Source organism: Cellulomonas algicola, assembly GCF_019024305.1.
Classification (GTDB): Bacteria; Actinomycetota; Actinomycetes; order Actinomycetales; family Cellulomonadaceae; genus Cellulomonas; species Cellulomonas algicola.
In genome coordinates this window covers 181,662-203,406 of sequence record NZ_JAHKSJ010000015.1, presented here as the reverse complement: position 1 = coordinate 203,406, position 21,745 = coordinate 181,662, and the positions used below count along the sequence as shown (strand labels likewise).

Genomic DNA, 21,745 nt, shown 5'->3' with positions numbered 1-21,745 from the left:
ACCCTAGGCCGCGGCCGGCGGTCAGGACAGGCGCGGCGTCTTCACGCTGGCGATCGGCCCGACGAGGGTGCCCGCGGAGTTCTGCGCGACGACCCGGTAGTAGTACGTCGTGCTCGGCGCGAGCCCGCCGACGAGCCCGCTCGACACCGACTTCTCGTAGGTGAGGGCGGCGACCGACGTCACGGGGGAGGCCTGGCCGAGGGCCGTGGTCGTGCCCCACTCGATCCACGCCGTGGTCGCGAGCCGGTGCGGGTGCACCTGCGCGACCAACGTCGTCGACGTCGCGGTCGTGCCGGACGTCCACTGCTTCGACGACGTGGGCTTCCCGGCGGTCTCGAAGCTGCTCGTGGTGACGGTCGTGCCCGCGGGCGTCGTGGTCGTGGTGCGCACGTAGTAGGTGGTGTTCGGCTGCAGCGTCCCGAGCGGCTGGTTGACCGCCTTCGCGTACGACACCGCCGGGACGGACGTGACCGGGCCGGTCGTCCCGTAGGCGGTCGTCGTGCCCCACTCCGACCGCACGGTGCCCGCGAACCCGTGCAGGTCGACGAGCGCCTGCGACGTCGCGGACGTCGTCGTGACGTCCTTGGCCGACACGGTGACCGTCGGCACGGGTGCGGCCTCGACGGACACGCGGTCGGTCGCGGTGCGGCCGGCGGTGTCGGTCACGGTGAGCCGCAGCGCGAAGGTGCCCGCGGCGTACGTCCGGCTCACCGTGGCGGGCGGCGTGCCGGTGCCGGTGAGGGGTGCGGAGCCGTCGCCGAGGTCGAGGGTCCACGACGCGATCCCCGCCCCGGGCACCGAGCCGGCCGCCCACGAGCGGGACGCGTCGACCGTGACGGCGAGCGGTGCGGCGCCGTGCGTCGCGGACACGCGCAGCCACGCGGTGGTGCGGGTGCGGGCGGAGGGGTCGGCCGCGATCGACCGGAACGCGCCGAGCGTCGTCGACGAGGAGTCCGCCCACCACGGGCAGCTGCCCTGCTGGTGGAAGTAGAGGACCGCCTTGACCTCCGGCCAGCTCGTCCACGTGGTCATCGAGTCGCGCAGCCAGGTGGCCTTGCGCTGCGCGTTCGTCGGGTCCTCGACCGAGCCCCACTCGGCGACCATCATCGGCTTGCCGTGCTTCTGCGCGAAGGCCCGGGCCGCCGTCGACTGCGTCGCGACGCTCTGCCAGGAGCTGGGGCCGCCGGGGTTGCAGCCGTTCCAGTTGTAGACGTCGAGCCCGACGAAGTCGACGACGTCGTCGCCCGGGTAGAGCGCGTCGGCGGTCGTCGTCGCGTTCGCGGCGAACGGCGTGGGCGTGACGATCCACGTCCAGACGACGTTGCTCACGCCCTTGTCGCGGAAGACCTGCACGTAGTGCCGCCACGCGGCGCGGTACTCGGCGGCCGTGCCGTAGCCCGTCGCGTAGTCGGGCTCGTGCTGGAAGGTCAGGTAGAGCGGGACGCCGAGGCCCGCGACGGTCGCGGCCTGGGCGGCGATGGTGGTGTCCTGGTCGCCGCGGGCGATGGACGCCCAGCTCACCTTGGTCCCGTCGACACGCTTGGTCGCGACGGACAGGACGGGCGTGCGGCCGCGCTCGACGGCCGAGGCGACGCCACCGGCGCGCAGGTCCTCGTCCCACTGCCGGTAGAGGCGCTGGGTGTCGAGCTTGCGGCCGACGGTGTCCTCGAACGTCGCGACGGCCTCCTCCTGCGTGGTCGCGCCCTTGGCGACGAACGCACCGAAGAGCAGGCCGTCCTGCGGGGTGAGGGCCGCGGCGGCGTCGCCCGGCGCGGGCTCGGCGGCGGTCGCGGGTGCGGCGACGCCGGTGCCGAGGAGGCCGGCGACGAGGGTCGTCACGACGACGACGGCGCGGCGGCGGGTCGTGCCGGGCCGGGACGCACGGGTGCCCCGGAGACGGCCGGTCGGGTGGGTCCGGGCATGGGTGATGGCGCCCGGAACGGGCGTGGACGTGCGCAAGTGAGGAGCCCCCTGAGTCGTTCGGCAGCCTGGCGGACCTCGAGGGCCCCATGGCTTTGCGTCCCTGCCTCGCGGCAGGTTTGCCCTTGTCGCTGACCGAACAAGCGTACGAGCACACTCCTGGACATGTATATAGGACGTAAGTCCTAGACGATTGTTCATCCAGTCATATCTGTAGTGACCAACTTGTGGACGGGTATTTTCCTTCACGGGCGACTCGTGGAAACTGTGAGCACTTGTCCGGTACGCCGGACCTGGCCGCTCCCGAAAACGGGATCCGGCGCCGCACGACTGCTCGGAGACCGGGGGGACTCCGAACGCGTGCCGCGCCGCCTCACCGCTCGATGTCGAGCCGCCCTTCCCCCGCGACGTCCTCGCCGCCGACCCCGCGCGACCCCGAAGCCCGCCGCGTTGAAGAAGCCGACGCCTCGACACGAGGAGCTCCCGCGTGCTCATCTTCCTGCTGCAGGTCCGTGACCTGCTCTCGGACGCCCCGTTCGAGATCTACCTCTTCGCCCTGTTCACCGCTCTCGTCTGGCTCATCTGGCTCGTCAAGGTCGTCCTCTCCGCGCGCTACCGCACGTGGACGGAGCCGTGCCACGCGACCACGTCGGTCGTGATCCCGGTCGTCGACGAACCGCTCGACCTGTTCCACGACGTGCTGCGCCGCATCACCGAGCAGCAGCCCCACGAGGTGGTCGTCGTCATCAACGGACCGCGCAACACCGCGCTGGAATCCGTCTGCGACGACTTTCCTGAAGTGCGCCGGATCTGGACCCCGGTCGCCGGGAAGAGGAATGCGGTTGCCATCGGGGTGGAGGTGTCGACGGGCGAGATCATCGCGCTCGTCGACAGCGACACCATCTGGACGCCGCACACGCTCACCGAGCTCGTGAAGCCGTTCAACGACCCCAAGGTCGGCGGTGTCACCACCCGGCAGCGGATCCTCGACCCGCGGCGCAAGTTCATCACCCGCTGGGCCGACTGGCTCGAGAACAGCCGCGCGCTGTACGCGATGCCCGCGCAGTCCGCGCTCGGCCAGGTCGGGTGCCTGCCGGGCCGCACCATCGCGTTCCGCCGCGACGTCCTCGTGCGGGCGATGCCGCAGTTCCTCGGCGAGGAGTTCCTCGGCATCTTCCTCGAGGTCTCCGACGACCGGACGCTCACGAACCTCACGCTCAAGCAGGGGTACCGGACCGTCTACCAGCACACGAGCCTGGTCTACACCGATGCGCCGCTCAAGCTGCGCAAGATGGCGAAGCAGCAGCTGCGCTGGGCGCGCGGCAGCCAGTACAACACCCTGCGGATGCTGCCCTGGATGACCGGGCACGCCCCCGTGCTCGGGTTCTTCTTCGTCATGGACATCCTGCTGCCGTTCCTGCTGCTCGGGACGTGGGCCGGGGGCCTGTACCGCACGCTCGCGGCGACCGGCTACAACTTCTACACGCCGCTGCTCGAGCTGCGGCCCGGGTGGCAGGGCGTCGTGCTGCTCGTCGGGCTCGTCGTCGCGGCCAGCTGGCTGTCGATGGCGCTGCGGCAGATGCGGCACCTGCGGGAGGTCCCGCGCGACCTGCTCCTGCTGCCTGCGTACATCGTGTTCTCGACGTTCTTCCTCATGCCGATCCGGCTGCTCGGGTTCTTCCGCATGGCGCACGTCGCGTCGTGGGGCACCCGGGCGCACGCCTACTCCGCGGACACGTCCGACGGGGTGCTCGACGTCGCCGAGGACGCGCTGCGCACGGACGCCGGGCGCCCGATCGACGCGGCCCTGCCGTCCGTCGGCGACACCCCGCCGTCCGGGGTCCCGGTCGCCGGCGGCCCGGGCCACGGTCCGCAGGGGACCCGGACGGCGGCCGAGACCCGGGCCGCGCGCCGCACCGAGACGCTCACGTACGTCCGGACGCACCCGGCTCCCCCGCCCCGGCGACGCCGTCTCAACCCGAAGGCCGCCGTGCCCTACCTCCTCGGCGGTGCCCTGCTCAGCGTGGAGGCCCTCGCGTATGTTCTCTGACCGCCTGTTCCGCCTCAGCCGACGTCAGCGCATCAGCGGTGCGGCCCTCGTCGTCGCGCTCCTGCTGGTCACCGGCCTCGCGTGGTCCACGCCGCAGGGTCAGCGCTTCTGGGAAGGGCCCTCCGCGGCCGAGGTCGCGCTGCAGACCGAGCGCGCCCGCGCCGACGACCTCAAGACCCAGCTCACCGCCGCCGAGGAGAAGCTCACCGGTGGCCGGCCTCCCGTGCTCGACACCGTCCAGAAGGCCCGCGCCGACGACCTCAAGGCACAGCTCGACGCGCTGCAGGCCGAGCTCGTCGCGACCCAGCAGGCCCTCGGTCGCGCCGAGGCCGAGGCCGCCGCGCAGGCGGACACCGCCAACGTCGTGAACGGCGAGCTCAAGGCGACGCGCGAGCGGCACAACGCCGCCGCCGTCGACACGACCGCGAAGATCGCCGACCTGCGCCGGCAGGTGCAGGAGCTGTCCTGGAAGGTCGAGAACCCCAAGGGCTACGTGCCACCGCCCGTGACCGCGTCGATGACGAAGTCGCAGATCCTCGCCGCCAGCCAGCTGTTCGGGCTCTACACGACGCAGAGCCCGTTCGACTACGCCGAGTTCAACGGCGTCGAGGCCGCCGTCAACCGCAACGCGAACGTCAGCGGCTACTTCCAGTCGTGGGACACCCCGTTCCGCCCCGACGCCGTGCAGGCCGCGTGGAGCCGCGGGCAGATCCCCCTGCTGACGTGGGAGAGCCAGAGCCAGATCGGCTCGATCACGAGCGACGTGCCCGAGTTCTCGCTCAGCCGCATCATCGGGGGCGCGTTCGACGACTACCTGCACCAGTACGCCCGCGACATCACCGCCACCGGGCTGCCGCTCGTCATCCGGTTCGACCACGAGATGAACGGCTCGTGGTACCCGTGGTCGGAGATCCGCGGCTGGGACGGCGGGTCCGTCAACGGCAACAAGCCGGGCCAGTACGTCGAGATGTGGCGGCACGTGCACGACATCTTCGAGGCCGAGGGCGCGAACGACCTCGTCGTGTGGCTGTGGGCGCCCAACCGCGTCAACAAGATCCCCAGCCAGCCGCACCCGCGGCAGTTCTACCCTGGCCCCGAGTACGTCGACTGGGTCGGCATGTCCGGCTACTACCGCCCGGGCGACCCCGTGCCGACCTTCGACGACACGTACGCCATGACGTTGCCGATGCTGCGCGAGGCCGCACCCGGCAAGCCGATCTTCCTCGCGGAGATCGGGGCGACCGAGCGCGGCGGCAAGAAGGCGCAGTGGATCAGCAACCTGTTCGACGGGCTGGCCCGGCCGGAGAACAGCGACATCATCGGCATCGGCTGGTTCAGCCTCGCCGTCACGTCGGGCGAGGGCAGCGGCCGCTCGACCAACGACTGGCGGCTCGACTCGTCGCCGCAGTCGCTGCGCGCCGCCGCCGACGGGTTCGCCCGCACCGGGATCGGGCTGCCCCGACCGTGACCGACGCGACCCCCGACCCCGGTCCGCCGCCGGGGTCGGGGGTCGTCGTCTGTCGACGGTCGCGCGTCAGCCGCGCCAGGCCGGGAGCTGCTGGACCGACCACTCGTTGCCGTCGGGGTCCCGGAAGCCGGTGAACCGGCCCCACGGGAACTCCTGCACCTCGGGCGCGTCGATCCCGTGCTCGACGAGGAACGCGCGCGCCGCGTCGGCGTCGTCGACGACGACCTGGAGGCCCTTGACGGACCCGGGCGCGGCGTCGGACAGGCCGAGCCCGACCGCGATCGAGCACTGCGAGCCGGGCGGCGTGAGCTGCACGAACCGCACGTCGTCGCTCACGCGCTGGTCGTGGTCGACGACGAACCCGACCTTCTCGGAGTAGAACGCGACGGCGCGGTCCACGTCGCTCACGGGGACGATCACGAGCTCGAGCCTGAACTCCACGGGAGACCCCCTCGGTCGGCCCGCCGGACGTCCCCGGCGGCGTCCGTCCCATGGTCCCGCGGACCACCCACACGCCGTCCAGCCCTCGCGCGCACCCCGGAACCGCCCGTCGCGGGTGATGCCGCCGCCGTCGCCACGGCGGGAGGGTGCCGGTCGAGGGGACGACGCGCGAGACGACGGGAGTGCGAGATGGCAAAGGGTTCGGACGCGGGCGGTGCGGGCGGCGGGGCGGTCTACGGCCTCGGGATCATCGGCGCGGCGGTCTACTACTTCTCGGCCGGGGTGGGCTTCTGGGACTTCGTCCTGGCGATCCCGAAGGCGGTCGTGTGGCCCGCGATCGTCGCGTACGAGCTGCTCAAGTCGTTCTACGGCGGGTGACGTCCCCCGCCTCGGCGTGCGCTGCCGACGGCCGACGCGGGCGGATCAGAAGCCCGTGTAGCGGCCCGGCCGGTGGTTGAACGTCACCACGAGGCTCAGCAGCACGGCACCCGCGGCGGACACCAGCACGTCGAGCGGCGGGGCGACGGTGAGCGCCGCGAGGACGACGAGCGTGTCGAGCGCCATGAGCACGTGCCCGGCGCGGATGCCCGACCGCTCCTGCAGCAGGACGGCGACGATCGAGAACCCGCCGACGCTCGCCCGGTGCCGGAACACGACGAGGAGGCCCGTCCCGCACAGCAGGTTGCCGACGACCGCGGCGAACCACGGGTCGACGGACGCGACGTCGAGGTGCGCGGCGGTCACCGCGGTGCCGAGCGAGACGAGCCCCACGGTCGCGGCGCTGCGGAACGTGAACGACCAGCCCGACCGGTGCGCCGCGAGCGCGAAGAACGGCGCGTTGAGCGCGAAGAACAGCACGCCGAGCGGCAGGTCGACGACATGGCCCAGCAGCAGCGCGGCACCCGCGATGCCGCCCGTGACGAGCCCGCCGGTCCGCAGCAGCGACATGCCGACCGCGACCAGGACGACGCCCGTCACCAGTCCCAGCAGGTCCTCCGCGCGCCCGTGCGGGATCGCCGTGGGCAGCGTCGGGGTGTCGGTGGTGGCCATGGTGTCGTCCTCGGTCGCGTCGTCGTGGCGGGCGACGCTGCCCGGGGGTGCGCGGTCGGCGGTCGGTGCGCGCAGGACATTGTCACCGACGACGCGGCCCGCGGGTACGGGACGACGGGCGGTCAGGACGCGCGCGCCCGACCCGCGAGACGGGGTCGAGCGGCTGGGCTCGCGGTTCGAGGCACATGGCCCGCAACTCCGGACCGCACGACGGTCAGCGCACCGGCGCGTCGGGGTCGCGCGGAGGTGACCCGAGCACGTACGCCATGTGCCCGCCCAGGAACCCGCCGACGCCGAGCGCCGCAGCACCCGCGGCCGACGCGAGCAGGCCGACGCCTTGGTTGCCGTTGCGACGGGCGACCCACGACACGGTGTAGCAGGCGAGCGCGACACCGTTGGAGGCCGCGTGCACGACGCCGACGCGGCGGGTCCGGTCGTCGGCCACCGACCAGTCGGCCCACCCGGTGACGACGGTCGGCCCGGCGGCGAGGATCCCGGCGCCGATGAGGCGACGCGCCGCCTTCTCCTGCCCGACCGCGTCCAGGACCGCGGAGCTCATCCAGAGGCCGAGCGGCACGTCGGTGAGCAGCGGGTGCGCGGCGTGGCCGAGCGGCTTGCCGCGCAGCAGCCGCCGCAGGCCGTCGTGCTGGAGGGGCCCGCGCCAGAGGGCGGCGACGCGCTCGACGACCGGGTCGAGCTGGTGCGCGTTCTCCAGCGCCTGCGCCAGCCGGTCGGCGACGGAGTCGGCGCGCGGGCCGGCGTGCCGACCGGTGCTCTGCTGCTCGTCGGACGTGCCGCCGGTGCGGTCGGTGTCGGCCGTGACCATGAGGACTCCTCGCGTGCGTCGCCGTCGAGGGCTCGGCGACGGGCTCACCGGCCGCGTCCTGACCGCCCTCTCGACCCTACGCACGGGTGCGGCGACGCGCCCGCCGGTGACACCGCGGCGTCAGGTGCGGTCGTAGGTGAGGACGCGCACCCCGTTCTCCAGGCGGACCTCGTCGACCGGACGGAAGAGGTGGGGCGCGAACGGGCCGCGGAACAGCGGGATGCCGGAGCCGATGACCGACGGGTTCTGCTTGAGGACGAGGCGGTCGATCTCCGGGAGCAGTGCGTGCGCGAGGGTGCCGCCGCCGACCAGCCACAGGTCCAGGCCGGGCTCGGCCTTGAGCGCGCGGACCCGGTCGAGGGCGTCGGTGGCGATGATCTCGACGGCGGGGTCGGGGCTCGTGGCCAGGGTCGTCGAGAAGACGAGGTGCCGCAGGTGGGGGTACGCGTCGGTCATCCCGGCGGCGAGCCCGAGCTCGTACGAGGCGCGTCCCTCCAGGACCGTGTCGAAGACCCGGCCCGGGCCGTCGATGCCCATGGCCGCGCGTGCGGGGCCGGGCAGGGTCTCGGGGTAGTGCTCGACGATGAACCGGACGACGTCGGGTGTGATCGAGAACCAGTCGGCGCCGCTCGGGTCGCCTCCGTCCGGGCCGGCGATGTAGCCGTCGAGGGTCGTGGCGACGTAGTAGACGAGCTTGCGCATGGGGTCCTCTCCGCGGGGCTGGACGACAGCCGTGGCAAGCCGCGAACAGTAACCGATGCGTCGGTGCCCGGGGTACTCGGCCGACCGCGATCGTGCAGGTCAGCCCTTCGAGCCCGTCGTCGCGATGCCCTGGACGAAGTGCCGCTGGCCGAGGAAGAACAGGAGGATCATCGGGATCGTCGTGATGACGCTGGCGGTGACGACGATCTCCCAGTGCCACTCCCCGCCGAACCCGAACTGGTCGAGCATCGCCTTGAGCCCGCGCGGGACGGTGAAGGTCGACGAGTCCTGCAGGTAGATGAGCGGGCGCATGAGGTCGGTCCACGCGGCCTGGATCTCGAACAGCAGCGTGAGGATGAGCGCGGGCCGGCACAGCGGCGCGGCGATGCGGGCGAAGATCGTCCAGTTGCCGGCGCCGTCGAGTCGCGCGGCCTCGAAGAGCTCGCGGGGCAGGCCGAGGAAGAACTGCCGCAGCAGGAAGATGTAGAACGCGCTGCCGAACAGGTTGCCCCCCCACAGCGGGGTGAGGCCGCCGACGAGCCCGAGCTCCTTCCAGATGAGGTAGGTCGGGACCATCGTGACGGCGCCGGGCAGCATCATCGTCGCGAGCACGAGGCCGAACAGCGGCCCGCGGCCGGGGAACCGGAAGTACGCGAAGCCCCACGCGACGAGCGCGGAGGAGAAGGTCACGGTGACCGCGGCGAGCGCCGTGACGATCACGGTGTTGGCCAGCCAGGTCGCCATGGGGGCGACCTGCCACACCTCGACGTAGTTCTGCAGCGTGAACGTCTGCGGGATCAAGCGGTTGTCGAACACCTCGCCGCGCGGCTTGAACGACGCCGACAGCAGCCAGACGAAGGGGTAGACGAACGCGAGCGTCGCGACGACGAGCGCGCCCAGGACGGCGACGCGCAGCGCGCGCCTTCGGGGCGGGCGCCGACGCGGGAGCGTCGGGGTCCCGGGGTCGGCGGTGACGACGCCCTGGGGCATGCGCGTCGCGGCGGCGGAGGTCATCGTGCGTCCCCCTCGTAGTAGACGACGCGTCGGCTGACCAGCACCTGGATGCCCGTGATCGCCATGATGACGAGGAAGAGCAGCCACGCCAGCGCGGAGGCGTACCCCATGTGCAGGAACTCGAACGCCTGCTGGAACAGGTAGATGACGTAGAACAGCGCGGCGTCGTTGGAGTACGTCGTGTTCCCCGAGCCGAAGAACGCCGTGTACGCCTCGGTGAAGAGCTGCAAGGACGCGATGGTGTTGACGACGACGACGAAGAACAGCGGGCCGCTGATCATCGGGAGGGTCACCGCGCGCGTGCGGTGCCAGAACCCGGCGCCGTCGACGCGGGCCGCGTCGTAGAGGTCGGTCGGGACGTTGCGCAGGGCCGCGAGCAGGATGATCACGGTCGACCCGACGGTCCACAGACCCATCATCACGAGCCCGGGCTTGACCCAGTCCGGGTCGGTCGTCCACGCGGGGCCGTCGATCCCGATCCAACCCAGCATGGTGTTGATCGCGCCCCGCTGACCGTTGAACAGCAGCAGCAGGAGCACGCCGATCGCGACGGGCGGCGTCATCTTCGGCAGGAAGAACGCCGTCCGGAAGAAGCCCGCCGAACGGGCGGCCCGGTCGAGCAGCAGCGCGAGGCCCAGGGCGAGCAGGATGTGCGCCGGCACCGCCATGACCGTGTAGATCAGCGTGTTGCGCAGGGCGAGCGCGACCTTCGGGTCCGCGAACAGCTCCCGGTAGTTGTCGAAGCCCACGAACCGCGGGTCGTTGATGACGTCGTAGTCCGTGAGCGACAGGTACGCGCTGTAGACCATCGGCCACGCGGTGAACACGACGAACCCGACGAGCCACGGGGCGATGAACCACCACGCGTGGCGCGCGTCGCGGCTCGACACGCTCGACCGCCGCCGGCGCGGGGCCTCGACCCCGGCCGGCGCGGTCGTCGTCGTCGCCGCCATCAGTCCGTCGACCCGCCGTCCCAGCGCTCCCAGGCCGCGTCGAGCGCCTTCTGCGCCTCCTCCTGCGCCTGGGCCAGCGCCTCGGCCGGCTCCTGCTGGCCGTTGAGCACGCGGTTCACCGCGTCCTGCCACGCCGTCTTGAACTCGCTGTCGGCGGGGTTCGCGGGGAGCGCGAACGTGTGGTCGTTGGCCTCGTACATCGCGTTCACGCCCGACGCCCAGGGCTCGTCCGTGACCGTCACGAGCGTCGAGCGGATCTCGTCGTCCGCCTTCTCGTTGCCCGTCAGGACGCCCGTGAAGACCAGGCCCTCCTGCTCGCGCGCGTCGGCCCGGGCCTGCGCCGCCGCCATCCAGCTGTCGAACGACACCATCGACGCCGCGAACCGGCACGCCGCCTCGGGCTTCGCCGAGCCGGCCGGGATCGCCCACGCCGAGCCCGTCGCGTACGCGAGCGGCTCACCCTCGGGCGTGCGGAACGCGTCGAACGCCATCGGCGCGTCCGGCGAGTTCTCGTTCAGCACGTTGACGTACCACTGCTCCATCGGCATCGCGCCCAGCGTCGACGACGCGAACTGGTTGCCGGAGCCGAAGAAGTCCGCCGCGTCGCGCGTCGACTTCACGCCCGCGAAACCGCCCTGCACGTCGTAGACGTTCACCGCGAACTCGAGCGCCTCGAGGACCTTCGGGTCGTCGAGCTGCGCCGTCCGCCCGTCCTCGGACAGCAGGTCCGCGCCGTTCGCCTTGGCCCACAGCGGCAGGAACTCCGGCATCTTCGAGTCGTACCCGATGACGCTCACCGTGCCGCCGTCGGACTTCGACAGGGCCGTCGTCGCCGCGGTCACCGCGTCCCAGTCCGAGCCGTTGACGTCCTCGATCGTCAGGCCCGCGGCGTCGAGCAGCGACTGGTTCGCCATCGTGAGCTGCACCTGGTTGAACTCGGGCACCCCGTACAGCTGGTCGCCGAACGTCACCTGCGCGAGCGCCGCGTCCCGGAACGCGTCCTGGTCGATCTCCTGCGACGCGTAGCACTCGTCGAGCGGCACCACCGCGCCGCGCGACGCGAACGTGCCGATCTGGTCGCGGTTCGCGTAGACGACGTCGGGCGGGTCGCCGGCGGCGACGGCCGACAGGAACGCCTGGATGTCGAGGTCGCCCTCGACGAGCGACACGTCGACGTCGGGCATCGACTCCTTGGCGCGGTCGAGCCGCGTCTCGCCGATCTCGTCGCCTGCCCCGAAGCCCATCACCGTGAGCTTCCCCGAGACGTCCGCGTCGGGGTCGAAGGACGGTGCCGTCGTCCCGTCGCCGCCGCCCGTCCCGCGGGCGCACGCCGTCAGGACCAGAAGGACCGCGGCACCCGGGACCGCCCATCGCACTGCACGCATCGGAGCCTCCGCCTGGCTCGAAGGGCGACCGACGCCGCCCCTGACGCGCTCCGAACTGCCTCAGGGCTCCCCTCAATATGAACCGCTTCTCCCGGGTCGGCGAGCCGAGCCGACTCTCCCGACGGCGCGATCTGCGACGTCGGTGCGGCTCGCCCTGCGGCGGGGCGAGGGGGGTCCCCCTGCGGTCAGCCGGCGTCCGAGCGGTCCTCCTCCGACGACTCCGATGCGTCGGTCACGTCGATCTCGCTCGGGTCGGTCTCGGACTCGTCGGGTCCCTGGCCGGCGCTCAGCGGCCCCCGGTCCTTGTCGTCCTGCGCGCGGTCCATGCGGTGTCCTCTCCTCGGACGCCTTGCCGCCAGACCCCGACGCACGCGGGGCGTTCTCGACGCGTCCACGCTACGAGCCGGTCCGTCAGAGCGCCATCGGCGCCACCGCTCACGTGCCCACGTCGCGGAGAAGCGCACCGCGAGCCGCTTCTCCGTCGGTGCGCCGGCCGGTGTCCCCTGGTGCGGGACCGGGACGGGACTCGGATGCCGCGAGAAGACGCCGAGACTACGCTGGGCGCATCATCCGGCCGAGGGTGTCCAGCCACGGGCGCGCCGCAGCCGGGAGTCGCGGAGCACGAGTGATGGACGACCTCCAGTCGGGGCAGTTCCTCGTCCCGGTCGACGGCCGCCCCTGGTGGTCGGACGAGCTGTACGCCGTCCTCGGGATGTCCCCCGGCGACGTCCCGCCGACGCTCGACGCGCTGCTGCGGCACGTGCACGTCGACGAGCGGGAGGCGCTGCGCCGCGCGGTCGAGGAGTGCGCGCGCGGGGGTGCCGCGTTCGCCCAGGTGCACACCGTCAAGCGACTCGAGGGCGAGTCCCGGGTCATGGCGATCGCCGGGGTCGCGGAGCCGGCGGGACCGGGGCACGACGTGCGCGGCGTGGTCGTCGACGTGTCCCCCGATGTCCGCGCGCGTGCCGCGCGGGCCGTCAACGCGAAGCTGCCCGAGCTGCTCGCGGAGCGTCCGGTCGTCGAGCAGGCGATCGGGTGCCTCGGCCTGGTCTACGGGGTCGACCGGGCCGGCGCCCTGGAGATGCTCCGGTGGAGCGCGGACCGGCGCGACGTCGACGTGACCGCAGCCGCACGGCTCGTCATGCAGGCAGCCGTCGCGGTAGGCGGCGACCTCGGCACCCAGGGGGGCCGACTCGAGCGTGCCGTCGCGAGCGCACTCGACGACACGCCACCCGCCTGACGCGTCTCCGCACGCTGCGCTCACGCGATCGGGAGCATCGTCACGAGGGATCGCGCCGCTCGTCCCGCCCGCGCCGGGGCGACAGCACCTCCTCCGTGAGGTCGTCGACCTCGCTCACCCGGACGGTCCACGTGCGCTGCTCCGCGTCGCCGGCGATGGGCTCGAGCTCGATCGACTGGAGCTCCTCGCCCACGGTCTCCAGCTCCTCGTGCGTCGACAGGAGGTCCTCGTTCGCCGTCTCCAGCTCCTCCACCGTGGACCGGAGCTCCTCGTCCGTCGACCCCGGCCGCTGGGACGCGGCCCTCGCCCCTCGCGGGCGCCCCGCGCGACTCATCCGCCAGTCGACCTCGGCCGCCTCGCGGTGCTCGCGCGCTCGGGAGCGGTGGCGACCGGAGTCCGACCCGAGCCGTGCGAGCCGCTCGTGCACGTCGGCCGCGGCCTCGTGCGCGAGGGCCGCTCGTTCGAACACGTCGGCGGACCGGGCGCGCACGGCCGCCGCGGCGCGCTGCACCTCCCGGGCCGAGCCTGCGGCGTCGCCGACGTCGGGACGCGACGGTTCGCGTCCCCCTTGCGGCTCCGCCAGCCGCTCGCGCGCACGCGTCGCGCGCTCGACCGCGGAGCGCGACCTCAGAGTCGCGCGCGGGTCGGTCGGGGGCGCGACCCACGGCGCCTGGTCGGCCCTGTCGTCGAGCTCGCTCACGCGTTCCACGACGGTCTCGTCCGGGAGGTCGATCAGGTGGGGTCGCCCGAGTCGCAGCGCCGTCCGCCGTCCGCGCGCGATCGCGTGCCACGCGTCGGCGGTCGGCTCACCCTCGAGCCGCCGGCCGACCAGCGTCGCCCAGCCGCCGTCCCAGCGCACGGTGCGCACCGCGTCGTCCATCAGCACCACCTCCGCCCCCGCGAGGCTCGTCCGGTGTCCTGCTCGTCAGGCGCTGACGGCGCCGAGGCGACGTCCCGGCGCGAGGGCCCCGTCCGCGGCGCGCACGACGCGCGCCGGCAGGGTCCCGACCATCCCGGCGGGGTCGCCGGCGGGGACGACGACCCGCAGCCGGACGTGGTCGGAGTCCGCGCGCCGCGCCGTCCCGGCGAGCAGGTGCCGGGCCGCGGCGCCGATCCCGGCCGTGCGTTCGAGGTCGACGACGAGGCCGCCCTGCGCGCGGGCCTCGGACCACACCGTGCCGAGCGCCTCGGCGAGCAGCCGCGCGGTCCACGGGTCGACCCGGCCGCCGACCGTGACCACCGGGCCGTGCGGCCCGTAGGTCGAGGTGGTCACCTCGCCGCGGTCGGCACGTCGACGGGGCGGGGCGTCCGGGTCGTCGAGCATGCGCTCGAGGGCGTCGCGGGCCGACGGTGCCAGGCTCTCGGCCGCGCGCACGACTGCGACGACCCGCTGGGCGAGCAGCGCGAGCTTGACGTTGAGCCGCATCGAGCTCCAGCGCAGCAGGTCGAACGCCTCCTGCTCGTCGATGCCGTACACGAGCATGAGGGCGCCCTTGGCCTGGTCGATCAGCGCGTGCGACGCGAGGGCTGTGCCGAGCTGCAGCTGCGCGTCGTGCCGCGCGGCGGCGGTGACGGCCTCGTCGACGTCCAGGACGAAGCCCCCGACGCGGGGCTCGCCGGCGTCGTCGCGCTCGCGGGCACCGGTGAGGGTGACGCGTCGTCGGCCGTCGCCCTCGGCCGCGTGCACGCGGTGCGACACGGCGAAGGACGTCCCGTGCGTCATGCAGGCGGCGAGCGCGTCGGTGACCCGCCCGCGGTCGTCCTCGTCGATGCGGTGCAGCAGGCTTCCCACGCCCACGGCGCCCGGCTGTGAGCCGCCCGCCCTGGGGCCGTAGGTCGCCCGCATGGTGTCGGACCACCACCAGCGACCCCCCTCGTCGTACGTGTAGCGGCCTACCGCCTCGGCTGCGTGGACGGGCATGGGTCCTCCTCGCGGCTCCGCCGCGAAGGAAGAGAGAGGCTGGGTCCGAACCCCCGGGTCCGTCGTGGACGCCGCTGCTCTCGACAGTAGACCCGGGGCCCGGTGCCCGCGCGGTGCGTCGGCCGTCGCGCACGTCCGAGGCCTGATCGTGGACACGTTTCACCGGCCTCTTACTAACAGGTCGGTAAGTGTGGTTTCCTCCGGTGTGTCCACCCTCGACGGAGAGGAACCCCGCATGGACCCGCACGTCCCTGCGAGCAGCCGGTCACGACGACGTCGTCGCACCCCGCTGATCGCGACCCTCGCCCTCGCGCTCGCCGCGACGGCCGCCGCGCCCGCCACCGCCCACGGCGGCAGCGCGCCCTCCACCCCGAACCTCGGCCCGAACGTCGTCGTCTTCGACCCGAGCATGCCCGTCGCCGACATCCAGGCGAAGGTCGACCAGATCCACGCCCAGCAGGTCGACGCCGAGATGGGCACCGCCCGCTGGTCGCTGCTCTTCAAGCCCGGTGAGTACGGCACCGCCGCGCAGCCGCTGCAGATGAAGGTCGGGTACTACACCGAGGTCGCCGGCCTCGGGGCGTCGCCGACCGACGTCGTCGTGCACGGCAAGATCGAGACGTACAACCGCTGCCTGTCCGACGACCCCGCGAACCCCAACTGCATCGCGCTCGTCAACTTCTGGCGCACGCTGTCCAACCTCACGCTCGACATCGACGGCGCCGGGCAGGACGGCTGCCGCGCCTCGGCGAACTTCTGGGCCGTCTCGCAGGCCGTGTCGCTGCGCCGCCTCGACGTCCTCGCGAACGAGGGCGACCCCGGGTTCTCGCTCATGGACTACTGCACCGCCGGCCCGCAGTACGCGAGCGGCGGCTTCATCGCCGACTCCCGGTTCGGCGACGTCGTCAACGGGTCGCAGCAGCAGTGGCTCACGCGCAACAGCTCCGTGCGGAGCTGGTCCAACGCCGTGTGGAACCAGGTGTTCGCCGGCGTCGAGGGCGCGCCGGCCGACGCGACGTTCCCCGACCCCCCGTACACGACGCTCGACACCACGCCCGTCAGCCGCGAGAAGCCGTACCTCTACGTCGACGCGCGCGGCACGTGGCAGGTCCGCGTCCCGTCGGCGGCCGAGGGCACGCGCGGCATCACCTGGGCGAACGGCATGACGCCCGGCCGCTCGATCCCCCTGCGCGACTTCTACGTCGCGAAGCCCGGCGACTCGGTGCTCAAGATCAACGCGCAGCTCGCGCTCGGCAAGCACCTGCTGCTCACGCCCGGCGTGTACGACATCGCGTCGACGATCGCCGTCTGGCGGCCCGGCACGGTCGTGCTCGGGACCGGCCACGCGACGCTCACGTCCGCGCGCGGCGCGACCCCGCTGTTCGTCGCCGACGTGCCAGGCATCGTCGTCGCCGGCGTCACCATCGACGCCGGCCCGCAGAAGTCGTCCGTGCTGCTCAAGGTCGGCCTCGACCACCGGCACGCGCCCGACTGGGGCACCAAGAGCCGTCGCGACCCGATCACGCTCAGCGACGTCTACTTTCGCGTCGGCGGTCCCCACAAGGGCAGCACCGACGTCGCGCTCGAGATCAACGCCGACGACGTCCTCGTCGACCACACGTGGGTGTGGCGCGCCGACCACGGCGTCGAGGGCTTCACCGAGGGGGTGAACGGTGACACCCAGCGGTGGCGCACCAACATCGGCCGCAACGGCGTCGTCGTGAACGGCGACGACGTGACCGCGACCGGCCTGTTCGTCGAGCACTTCCAGCAGCACAACACCGTCTGGAACGGCGAGCGCGGACGCGTCGTCCTCTACCAGAACGAGCTGCCGTACGACCCGCCGACGCAGGCCGACTGGACCGAGCCCGACGGCACCCTCGGGTGGGCCGGGTACAAGGTCGGCGACAAGGTGAAGACGCACCAGCTGTGGGGCGCGGGCGTCTACGTGTTCAACCAGAACAACCCGTCGATCGTCACCGAGAACGGGTTCGAGGTGCCGCAGCGTCCGGGCGTCACGCTGAAGCACGTCATGACCGTCAACCTCAGCGCGGGCACGATCCGCCACGTGGTCAACGGCGTGGGTGGTCAGGTGGACAGCTCGAACACGGGGACCCCGTCGTTCGTCACGTCCTACCCGTGACAGGTCCGGTGGGTCGCGGGCCGTGGCTGCCTGCGGCCCACCGGGTCGGCTCGCTGCCCCGCGCGGTCCTGCGCCGGGGCGGCTCGCGCGCTGCGCGCGGAGGTCCGCCCGTCAGCTCGCGCGCTTCGCGCGGAAGTCCTCCGCCATCTGCTGGGCCTGCGCGTTGATGACGCGGCGCAGGCTGTCGTAGAGCACCTGGGTGCGGGCGGCACTCTCGCCGCTCTCCACCGCGCGCGCCCAGGCGCGCTTGGCCGCGGCGACGTCGGCGTTCGTGACCTCGATCCGCATGTCCATCCCGTAAGCCTCCCCGAAGTCCTGGGATGACTGAGGCTGGTTGGACCCAGGTCACCCGATCGTGTGCTGACGGCGTCCGCCGTCCGGGTGCGCCCGTCGCCATCTCGGCGCAACCGCGCCCGACGACCTCTGCTGGACCGTTGCCGACGGTAGGCGACCCCCCGCGAAGCGCAACCGGGGACCCGTGCGGCGGGCACGGCCGCGACACGCGACGCCGTCGCGGCCACGATGTCCTCGTCGAGCACGAGGAGTCGCCATGGGGCACGACGTCGTCGTCGTGGGGTCGGTCAACGCCGACCTCGTGCTGCAGGTCGACCGTCACCCACGGCCCGGGGAGACGCTCCTGGGCCGTGACGCCGTGACCCTGCCCGGTGGCAAGGGCGCGAACCAGGCCGTCGCCGCCGCCCGGCTCGGCGCGTCCGTCGCACTGGTCGGGGCCGTCGGCACCGACCCCGACGCCGCCGTCGCGCTGAGCCTGCTGACGTCGGCGGGCGTCGACCTCACCCACGTCGCGACCGTCGACGGGCCGACAGGGCTCGCCGTCGTGACGCTCGCCGGCGACGGCGGGAACACGATCGTCGTCGTCCCGGGCGCCAACGCCGCCGTGACACCAGCGGCCGTCGACGCCGCTCGCGACGTGGTCGCGGGCGGCCGCGTGTGCGTGCTCCAGGCGGAGATCCCGCTCGACGCCGTCGGCCGTGCCGCTCACGTCGCGCACCGTGCCGGCGTGCGGGTGCTGCTCAACGTCGCACCCGCGACCACGCTCCCCGACGACGTCGTGCGTCTGGCCGACCCGCTCGTCGTCAACGAGCACGAGGCGGCGCTCCTGCTCGGACGCCCGATCACCGCCGGTGCCGAGGGTGCCCGCGACGCCGCCGCGGAGCTCGCGGCGCGCGGGTCGGGGTCGGTCGTCGTCACGCTCGGGACGTCGGGGGTCGTCGGGCACGAGGCGGGGGCGTCCTGGTCGTGGCCCGCCGTGCGCGTCGACGCGGTCGACACCACCGGTGCCGGCGACGCGTTCGTCGGCGCCCTCGCCGCCCGGCTCGCCGGCGGAGACGCCCTCCGGGACGCAGCAGCGTTCGCGACCCGCGTCGCCGCGGCGTCCGTCACGCGCCTCGGCGCCCAGCCGTCCTACCCGTGGGCCACCGACCCCCTGCCGTGAGCGACGGCCGACTCGGTGCTCCGGATCACACGACGCGGTGCCGGGACCGTGCGGCGAACCGATCTGCCGATCATGCCCGACGCGCTCACCGCCACGACGCCGCCCTCGTCCGATCGCCTGCACAGTCAGGAGACGCGTCCTAGCCCTCCGGCGACTGTCGCTCGACCAGGTACGGCCGACCGTCCGGGCCGGTGACGCGATCGAAGGTCTGCCGCATCTCGGTCTCACGAGCGCGCTCCTGGTCGGTCACCGCGCGACCGCGGCCGTCGGGCGATCCCACCGAGGGCGGGCCGACGAAGCGCAGGAAGAACAGCGTCACGTGGTTGTTCAGCGCGTCGAACCGGTCGGCGAAGCCCATCGTGAGTTCCATTCGTGCGCGGATGATTTGTGCACGAACTTATCACTAGGATGCTCGCATGCGGACCACCGTGACGGACGCCTCGGACGTCGACCCCCTCGCGCTCGAGGCGCAGCTCTGCCTCGCGACGTCCGCCGCCGCCCGCGCGCTCGTCGGCGTCTACCGGTCGCTCCTCGAGCCCCTCGGCCTCACGCACCCGCAGTACCTCGCGATGCTCGCGCTCTGGCAGCACGGCGACCTGTCGCTCAAGCGGCTCGCCGCCGTCCTCCAGCTCGAGCCCGCGACGACGTCGCCGCTGGTCAAGCGCCTGGAGGCCCTCGGCCTCGTGACGAAGACGCGTGCGGGCGACGACGAGCGGCAGCTCGTCATCGCGCTCACCGACGAGGGCCGCGCGATGCGCGCCGACGCCGTCGGCATCCCCGCCGCGATGGTCGACCGCCTCGGCCTGTCGCGGCGGGAGGTCGACGAGATCCGCGTCGGCATGGAGACGCTGCTCGCCGCCTGCCACCGCGCGACCACCTGACCGCGAGGGACGACCCCGACGGGCGCGGGCCGGTGCGGCGCCAGACGTGCCGACGCCGCACCGTCAGCGGTCAGGACTCGCGCAGGACCTCGCGGACGAACCGCACGGAGTGCTCGCGCAGCGTCTCGATGCGGCGCTGGACGACACCGGCCGGGTCCTGTCCGGCCTCGACCAGCGTGGGCTTGCGGCGCACGTTGCGCGAGCACACGAAGTCCGTGCACACGAGCGTCCCGAGGGTGTCGCCGTTGCGACCGGCCGCGCCGGCCCGGCGGGCCACGTACATCGACACGTCGTCGGTCGCGTAGACGTCCTCGCACCACGCGCACACCGCGCGGCGTCGCGACGCGACCTCGGGGGCCCGCAGCGTGACGCCGACGACCCCGTCGTCCACGGGGACGACCACATAGGAGCGCAGCGGCGCCTTGCGGTCGATCCAGCCCAGGTAGTCGAGGCGGTCCCAGCGCAGGTCGGCCAGGTCGGACGGGAGGGTGAGCTGCGCGGCCTCGCGGCGCGAGCAGTTCACGAAGGACGTGCGGATCTGCTGTTCGGTCAGGGGAAGCATGGGTCTCGGCTCTCGTGCGGCAGGAGCCGTCGCCGGTCCATCGAGGGGCCGGGGACGGCACGGGTCAGGAGACGGCCCGCCGGGGTGCACCGAGGAACCCGCGCGGACCAGGTCCGGACGGGTCGTCGCCGTGAGGCGTCAGGCGTGCGGGGCGGGCGTCGGGCCCGCGCCTGAGGAGGCCAGGACGGCCGCCTCGCTTCCCTGCTGCATCGAGATGCACCTCGTGCTCGCGGTCGCGGGCTGTTCCTGCGACGCAGATCGCCGTCCATGGTGCACCCGGTCGCCCGAGGCGCCAAACAGGCAAGGGCCGCCGAAGCGGTGTGAACTGAGGTCCGACGCTACTCGACCTCAGTTTAGCTGGAATCGGCTAAACTGAGGTCGAGTAGCCGTGCACCTCACGCCGCGAGAGAGGGAGGCGATGGCTCCCTTCGTCGACCAGGTGTGGACGCCCTCAGTCACGGACGGGTTGCCGCGCCGGTACACCCGCTCCGGGCCGTACCGGGCGTACGTTCCCGAGGCCTTGACCGGCCGGGTGGTCGTGCTGCGTGCCTCGACGCAGGCGCTCGTCGACGAGGCCGGCGCGCTGGCAGCAGCAGCGCTCGCATCGGTGCAGCATGCCGGGCTCGGCCAGATCGGTGACCTCCTCGTCCGGTCCGAGGCGTCCGCGTCCTCGCTCATCGAGGGCTACGAACCGACACCCCGAGCCGTGGCTGTCGCCGACTTCGTGAAGCGTGGACGCACTCCTGCCGTCATCGTCGCGCGCAACCTCCGCGCCGTTCGCGAGTCCCTGACCCGGCCCGCCGCCACCGCGCGCGGCGTGGTCGCGGAGGTGTGCGACCTGCACGCGCTGATCACCCCAGGCGCCGCTGGGGTGCGTCAGGAGCCGGTGTGGATCGGGGGCGCCACTCCGCTCGACGCGCACTACAACGCACCGCCGTCCGACCGGGTGCCCGGTCTGCTCGACGACCTCGACGACTACCTCACGTCGCACGCCCACAGCGCCGTCGTCGCGGCCGCCGTCGCACACGCGCAGTTCGAGACGATCCACCCCTTCACCGACGGCAACGGCCGCGCCGGTCGCATCCTTCTCGGCATCGTGCTGTCCCGCTACGGGCTCACGCCAGGCGTCGCGCTCCCCGTCTCGACCGAGCTGTTCCGCGACCGCGAGCGCTACTACGCCGCTCTCGACGCCTACCGGGGCGGCGACGACGACACGATCGTCGCAGTCGTCGCCGACGCGGTGTGCGTCGCAGCCGAGGAGTCGGTACGGCTGTCGACCGCCGTCGCCTCCTGGCTGGAGGTGCAGACGAAGACGCTCGACGTCCATCTCGCCGAGCGGTCGCCTTCAGGCCGTGTCCGTCACGGGGCACCGCACCGGATCATCGCCGACCTCCCCACCTCGCCCGTGCTGGACGTGGCGTCGGTGGCCTCCTCGCAGGCCGTGACCGACAACGCCGCACGGGCGGCGCTCGAGACCCTGGCCGACGCGGGGATCCTCCGGCGCGACCGGAAGGCCGACAGGACCAAGACCGTCTACGTCGCGGCCGGTCTCCTCGGCCTGGTAAGCACACTGCTGCCCGGACACCGTGCGGACGACGAGAGCGCCGGCGGCGACGGCCCGGTCGTCGCCGTCGAGGCGGCCGGGGGAAGCACGGCCGCGTGCGGCGCATGGCTGCCCCGCGCGGGGCGCGCGTGCACAGAGCCTGCGGGGCATCGCGGGCAGCACCGGTGAG

General features: G+C 73.0%; 22 protein-coding genes and 1 riboswitch. Of the genes, 8 read left to right on the top strand and 14 right to left on the bottom strand.

Features of this window, described 5'->3' with window-relative positions; all coding sequences use genetic code 11:
* Positions 1-21: 21 nt before the first annotated feature.
* Positions 22-1,839, bottom strand: a complete 1,818-nt coding sequence (locus KOV94_RS13040) for a glycosyl hydrolase (protein ID WP_218052268.1) — start codon at positions 1,837-1,839, stop codon at positions 22-24.
* Positions 1,840-1,979: 140 nt separating this feature from the next.
* Positions 1,980-2,054: riboswitch (cyclic di-GMP riboswitch) on the bottom strand.
* A 353-nt stretch (positions 2,055-2,407) separates the two neighbouring features.
* Here KOV94_RS13040 and KOV94_RS13035 point away from each other — a divergent pair.
* Both KOV94_RS13035 and KOV94_RS13030 read left to right on the top strand, forming a co-directional pair.
* On the top strand, positions 2,408-3,970 hold the full coding sequence (locus KOV94_RS13035) for a glycosyltransferase (RefSeq protein WP_218052267.1): 1,563 nt from the start codon (positions 2,408-2,410) through the stop codon (positions 3,968-3,970).
* Positions 3,960-5,438: a glycoside hydrolase family 26 protein gene (locus tag KOV94_RS13030; RefSeq protein ID WP_218052266.1), complete on the top strand. Its 1,479-nt coding sequence runs from the start codon at positions 3,960-3,962 to the stop codon at positions 5,436-5,438. The genes KOV94_RS13035 and KOV94_RS13030 overlap by 11 nt, the downstream gene beginning before the upstream one ends.
* A gap of 66 nt (positions 5,439-5,504) precedes the next feature.
* Here the strand turns inward: KOV94_RS13030 and KOV94_RS13025 are convergent, their stop codons facing one another.
* Positions 5,505-5,879, bottom strand: coding sequence for a VOC family protein (locus KOV94_RS13025; RefSeq protein WP_124344279.1), 375 nt, complete (start codon positions 5,877-5,879; stop codon positions 5,505-5,507).
* A 189-nt stretch (positions 5,880-6,068) separates the two neighbouring features.
* Here KOV94_RS13025 and KOV94_RS13020 point away from each other — a divergent pair, with 189 nt between their 5' ends.
* Complete coding sequence (locus KOV94_RS13020; RefSeq protein ID WP_218052265.1) at positions 6,069-6,257, top strand: hypothetical protein; 189 nt, start codon at positions 6,069-6,071, stop codon at positions 6,255-6,257.
* A 45-nt stretch (positions 6,258-6,302) separates the two neighbouring features.
* Here the strand turns inward: KOV94_RS13020 and KOV94_RS13015 are convergent, their stop codons facing one another.
* The 7 genes from KOV94_RS13015 to KOV94_RS12985 all read right to left on the bottom strand — a co-directional run bounded on the left by KOV94_RS13015 (position 6,303) and on the right by KOV94_RS12985 (position 12,135).
* Complete coding sequence (locus KOV94_RS13015; RefSeq protein WP_218052264.1) at positions 6,303-6,929, bottom strand: YitT family protein; 627 nt, start codon at positions 6,927-6,929, stop codon at positions 6,303-6,305.
* A 214-nt stretch (positions 6,930-7,143) separates the two neighbouring features.
* Positions 7,144-7,755 carry a DUF2231 domain-containing protein gene (locus tag KOV94_RS13010; protein ID WP_218052263.1) on the bottom strand — a complete coding sequence of 204 codons (612 nt, stop codon included), beginning with the start codon at positions 7,753-7,755 and terminating at the stop codon, positions 7,144-7,146.
* A gap of 120 nt (positions 7,756-7,875) precedes the next feature.
* On the bottom strand, positions 7,876-8,457 hold the full coding sequence (locus tag KOV94_RS13005) for a dihydrofolate reductase family protein (RefSeq protein ID WP_124342038.1): 582 nt from the start codon (positions 8,455-8,457) through the stop codon (positions 7,876-7,878).
* A gap of 99 nt (positions 8,458-8,556) precedes the next feature.
* Positions 8,557-9,471 (bottom strand): carbohydrate ABC transporter permease, encoded by a 915-nt coding sequence (locus tag KOV94_RS13000; RefSeq protein WP_218052262.1) that lies wholly within the window; start codon positions 9,469-9,471, stop codon positions 8,557-8,559.
* Positions 9,468-10,424, bottom strand: a complete 957-nt coding sequence (locus tag KOV94_RS12995; RefSeq protein ID WP_124342040.1) for a carbohydrate ABC transporter permease — start codon at positions 10,422-10,424, stop codon at positions 9,468-9,470. Before KOV94_RS12995 ends, KOV94_RS13000 begins: the two co-directional genes overlap by 4 nt.
* Positions 10,424-11,809 (bottom strand): ABC transporter substrate-binding protein, encoded by a 1,386-nt coding sequence (locus KOV94_RS12990; RefSeq protein ID WP_218052261.1) that lies wholly within the window; start codon positions 11,807-11,809, stop codon positions 10,424-10,426. The genes KOV94_RS12995 and KOV94_RS12990 overlap by 1 nt, the downstream gene beginning before the upstream one ends.
* Positions 11,810-11,994: 185 nt before the next feature.
* The gene (locus KOV94_RS12985; RefSeq protein ID WP_160142836.1) at positions 11,995-12,135 is read right to left on the bottom strand and encodes a hypothetical protein; all 141 of its coding nucleotides are present in this window, start codon (positions 12,133-12,135) and stop codon (positions 11,995-11,997) included.
* Between the two features lie 302 nt (positions 12,136-12,437).
* On the opposite strand from KOV94_RS12985, the gene KOV94_RS12980 reads away from it, so the two are divergent.
* A complete protein-coding gene (locus KOV94_RS12980; protein ID WP_218052260.1) occupies positions 12,438-13,049 on the top strand; it encodes a PAS and ANTAR domain-containing protein in 612 nt (203 codons plus the stop codon).
* Between the two features lie 40 nt (positions 13,050-13,089).
* On the opposite strand, the gene KOV94_RS12975 is transcribed toward KOV94_RS12980, so the two are convergent.
* The gene (locus KOV94_RS12975) at positions 13,090-13,929 is read right to left on the bottom strand and encodes a hypothetical protein (RefSeq protein WP_218052259.1); all 840 of its coding nucleotides are present in this window, start codon (positions 13,927-13,929) and stop codon (positions 13,090-13,092) included.
* 45 nt (positions 13,930-13,974) lie between these two features.
* The gene (locus KOV94_RS12970) at positions 13,975-14,970 is read right to left on the bottom strand and encodes an ANTAR domain-containing protein (protein WP_218052258.1); all 996 of its coding nucleotides are present in this window, start codon (positions 14,968-14,970) and stop codon (positions 13,975-13,977) included.
* 235 nt (positions 14,971-15,205) lie between these two features.
* Between KOV94_RS12970 and KOV94_RS12965 the strand changes: the two genes are divergently transcribed.
* Positions 15,206-17,113, top strand: a complete 1,908-nt coding sequence (locus KOV94_RS12965; RefSeq protein ID WP_225916610.1) for a pectate lyase-like domain-containing protein — start codon at positions 15,206-15,208, stop codon at positions 17,111-17,113.
* A gap of 111 nt (positions 17,114-17,224) precedes the next feature.
* Here KOV94_RS12965 and KOV94_RS12960 read toward each other — a convergent pair whose 3' ends face one another.
* On the bottom strand, positions 17,225-17,407 hold the full coding sequence (locus KOV94_RS12960) for a hypothetical protein (protein WP_124342044.1): 183 nt from the start codon (positions 17,405-17,407) through the stop codon (positions 17,225-17,227).
* 256 nt (positions 17,408-17,663) lie between these two features.
* On the opposite strand from KOV94_RS12960, the gene rbsK reads away from it, so the two are divergent.
* On the top strand, positions 17,664-18,569 hold the full coding sequence (gene rbsK, locus KOV94_RS12955; protein WP_218052257.1) for a ribokinase: 906 nt from the start codon (positions 17,664-17,666) through the stop codon (positions 18,567-18,569).
* Positions 18,570-18,708: 139 nt separating this feature from the next.
* On the opposite strand, the gene KOV94_RS12950 is transcribed toward rbsK, so the two are convergent.
* On the bottom strand, positions 18,709-18,927 hold the full coding sequence (locus KOV94_RS12950) for a hypothetical protein (protein ID WP_124342046.1): 219 nt from the start codon (positions 18,925-18,927) through the stop codon (positions 18,709-18,711).
* A 58-nt stretch (positions 18,928-18,985) separates the two neighbouring features.
* Between KOV94_RS12950 and KOV94_RS12945 the strand changes: the two genes are divergently transcribed.
* Positions 18,986-19,450 (top strand): MarR family winged helix-turn-helix transcriptional regulator, encoded by a 465-nt coding sequence (locus KOV94_RS12945; protein WP_200829650.1) that lies wholly within the window; start codon positions 18,986-18,988, stop codon positions 19,448-19,450.
* Between the two features lie 70 nt (positions 19,451-19,520).
* Here KOV94_RS12945 and KOV94_RS12940 read toward each other — a convergent pair whose 3' ends face one another.
* Positions 19,521-20,012 carry an FBP domain-containing protein gene (locus KOV94_RS12940; protein ID WP_218052256.1) on the bottom strand — a complete coding sequence of 164 codons (492 nt, stop codon included), beginning with the start codon at positions 20,010-20,012 and terminating at the stop codon, positions 19,521-19,523.
* A gap of 418 nt (positions 20,013-20,430) precedes the next feature.
* Here KOV94_RS12940 and KOV94_RS12935 point away from each other — a divergent pair, with 418 nt between their 5' ends.
* On the top strand, positions 20,431-21,744 hold the full coding sequence (locus tag KOV94_RS12935; protein ID WP_218052255.1) for a Fic family protein: 1,314 nt from the start codon (positions 20,431-20,433) through the stop codon (positions 21,742-21,744).
* Position 21,745 lies beyond the last annotated feature (1 nt).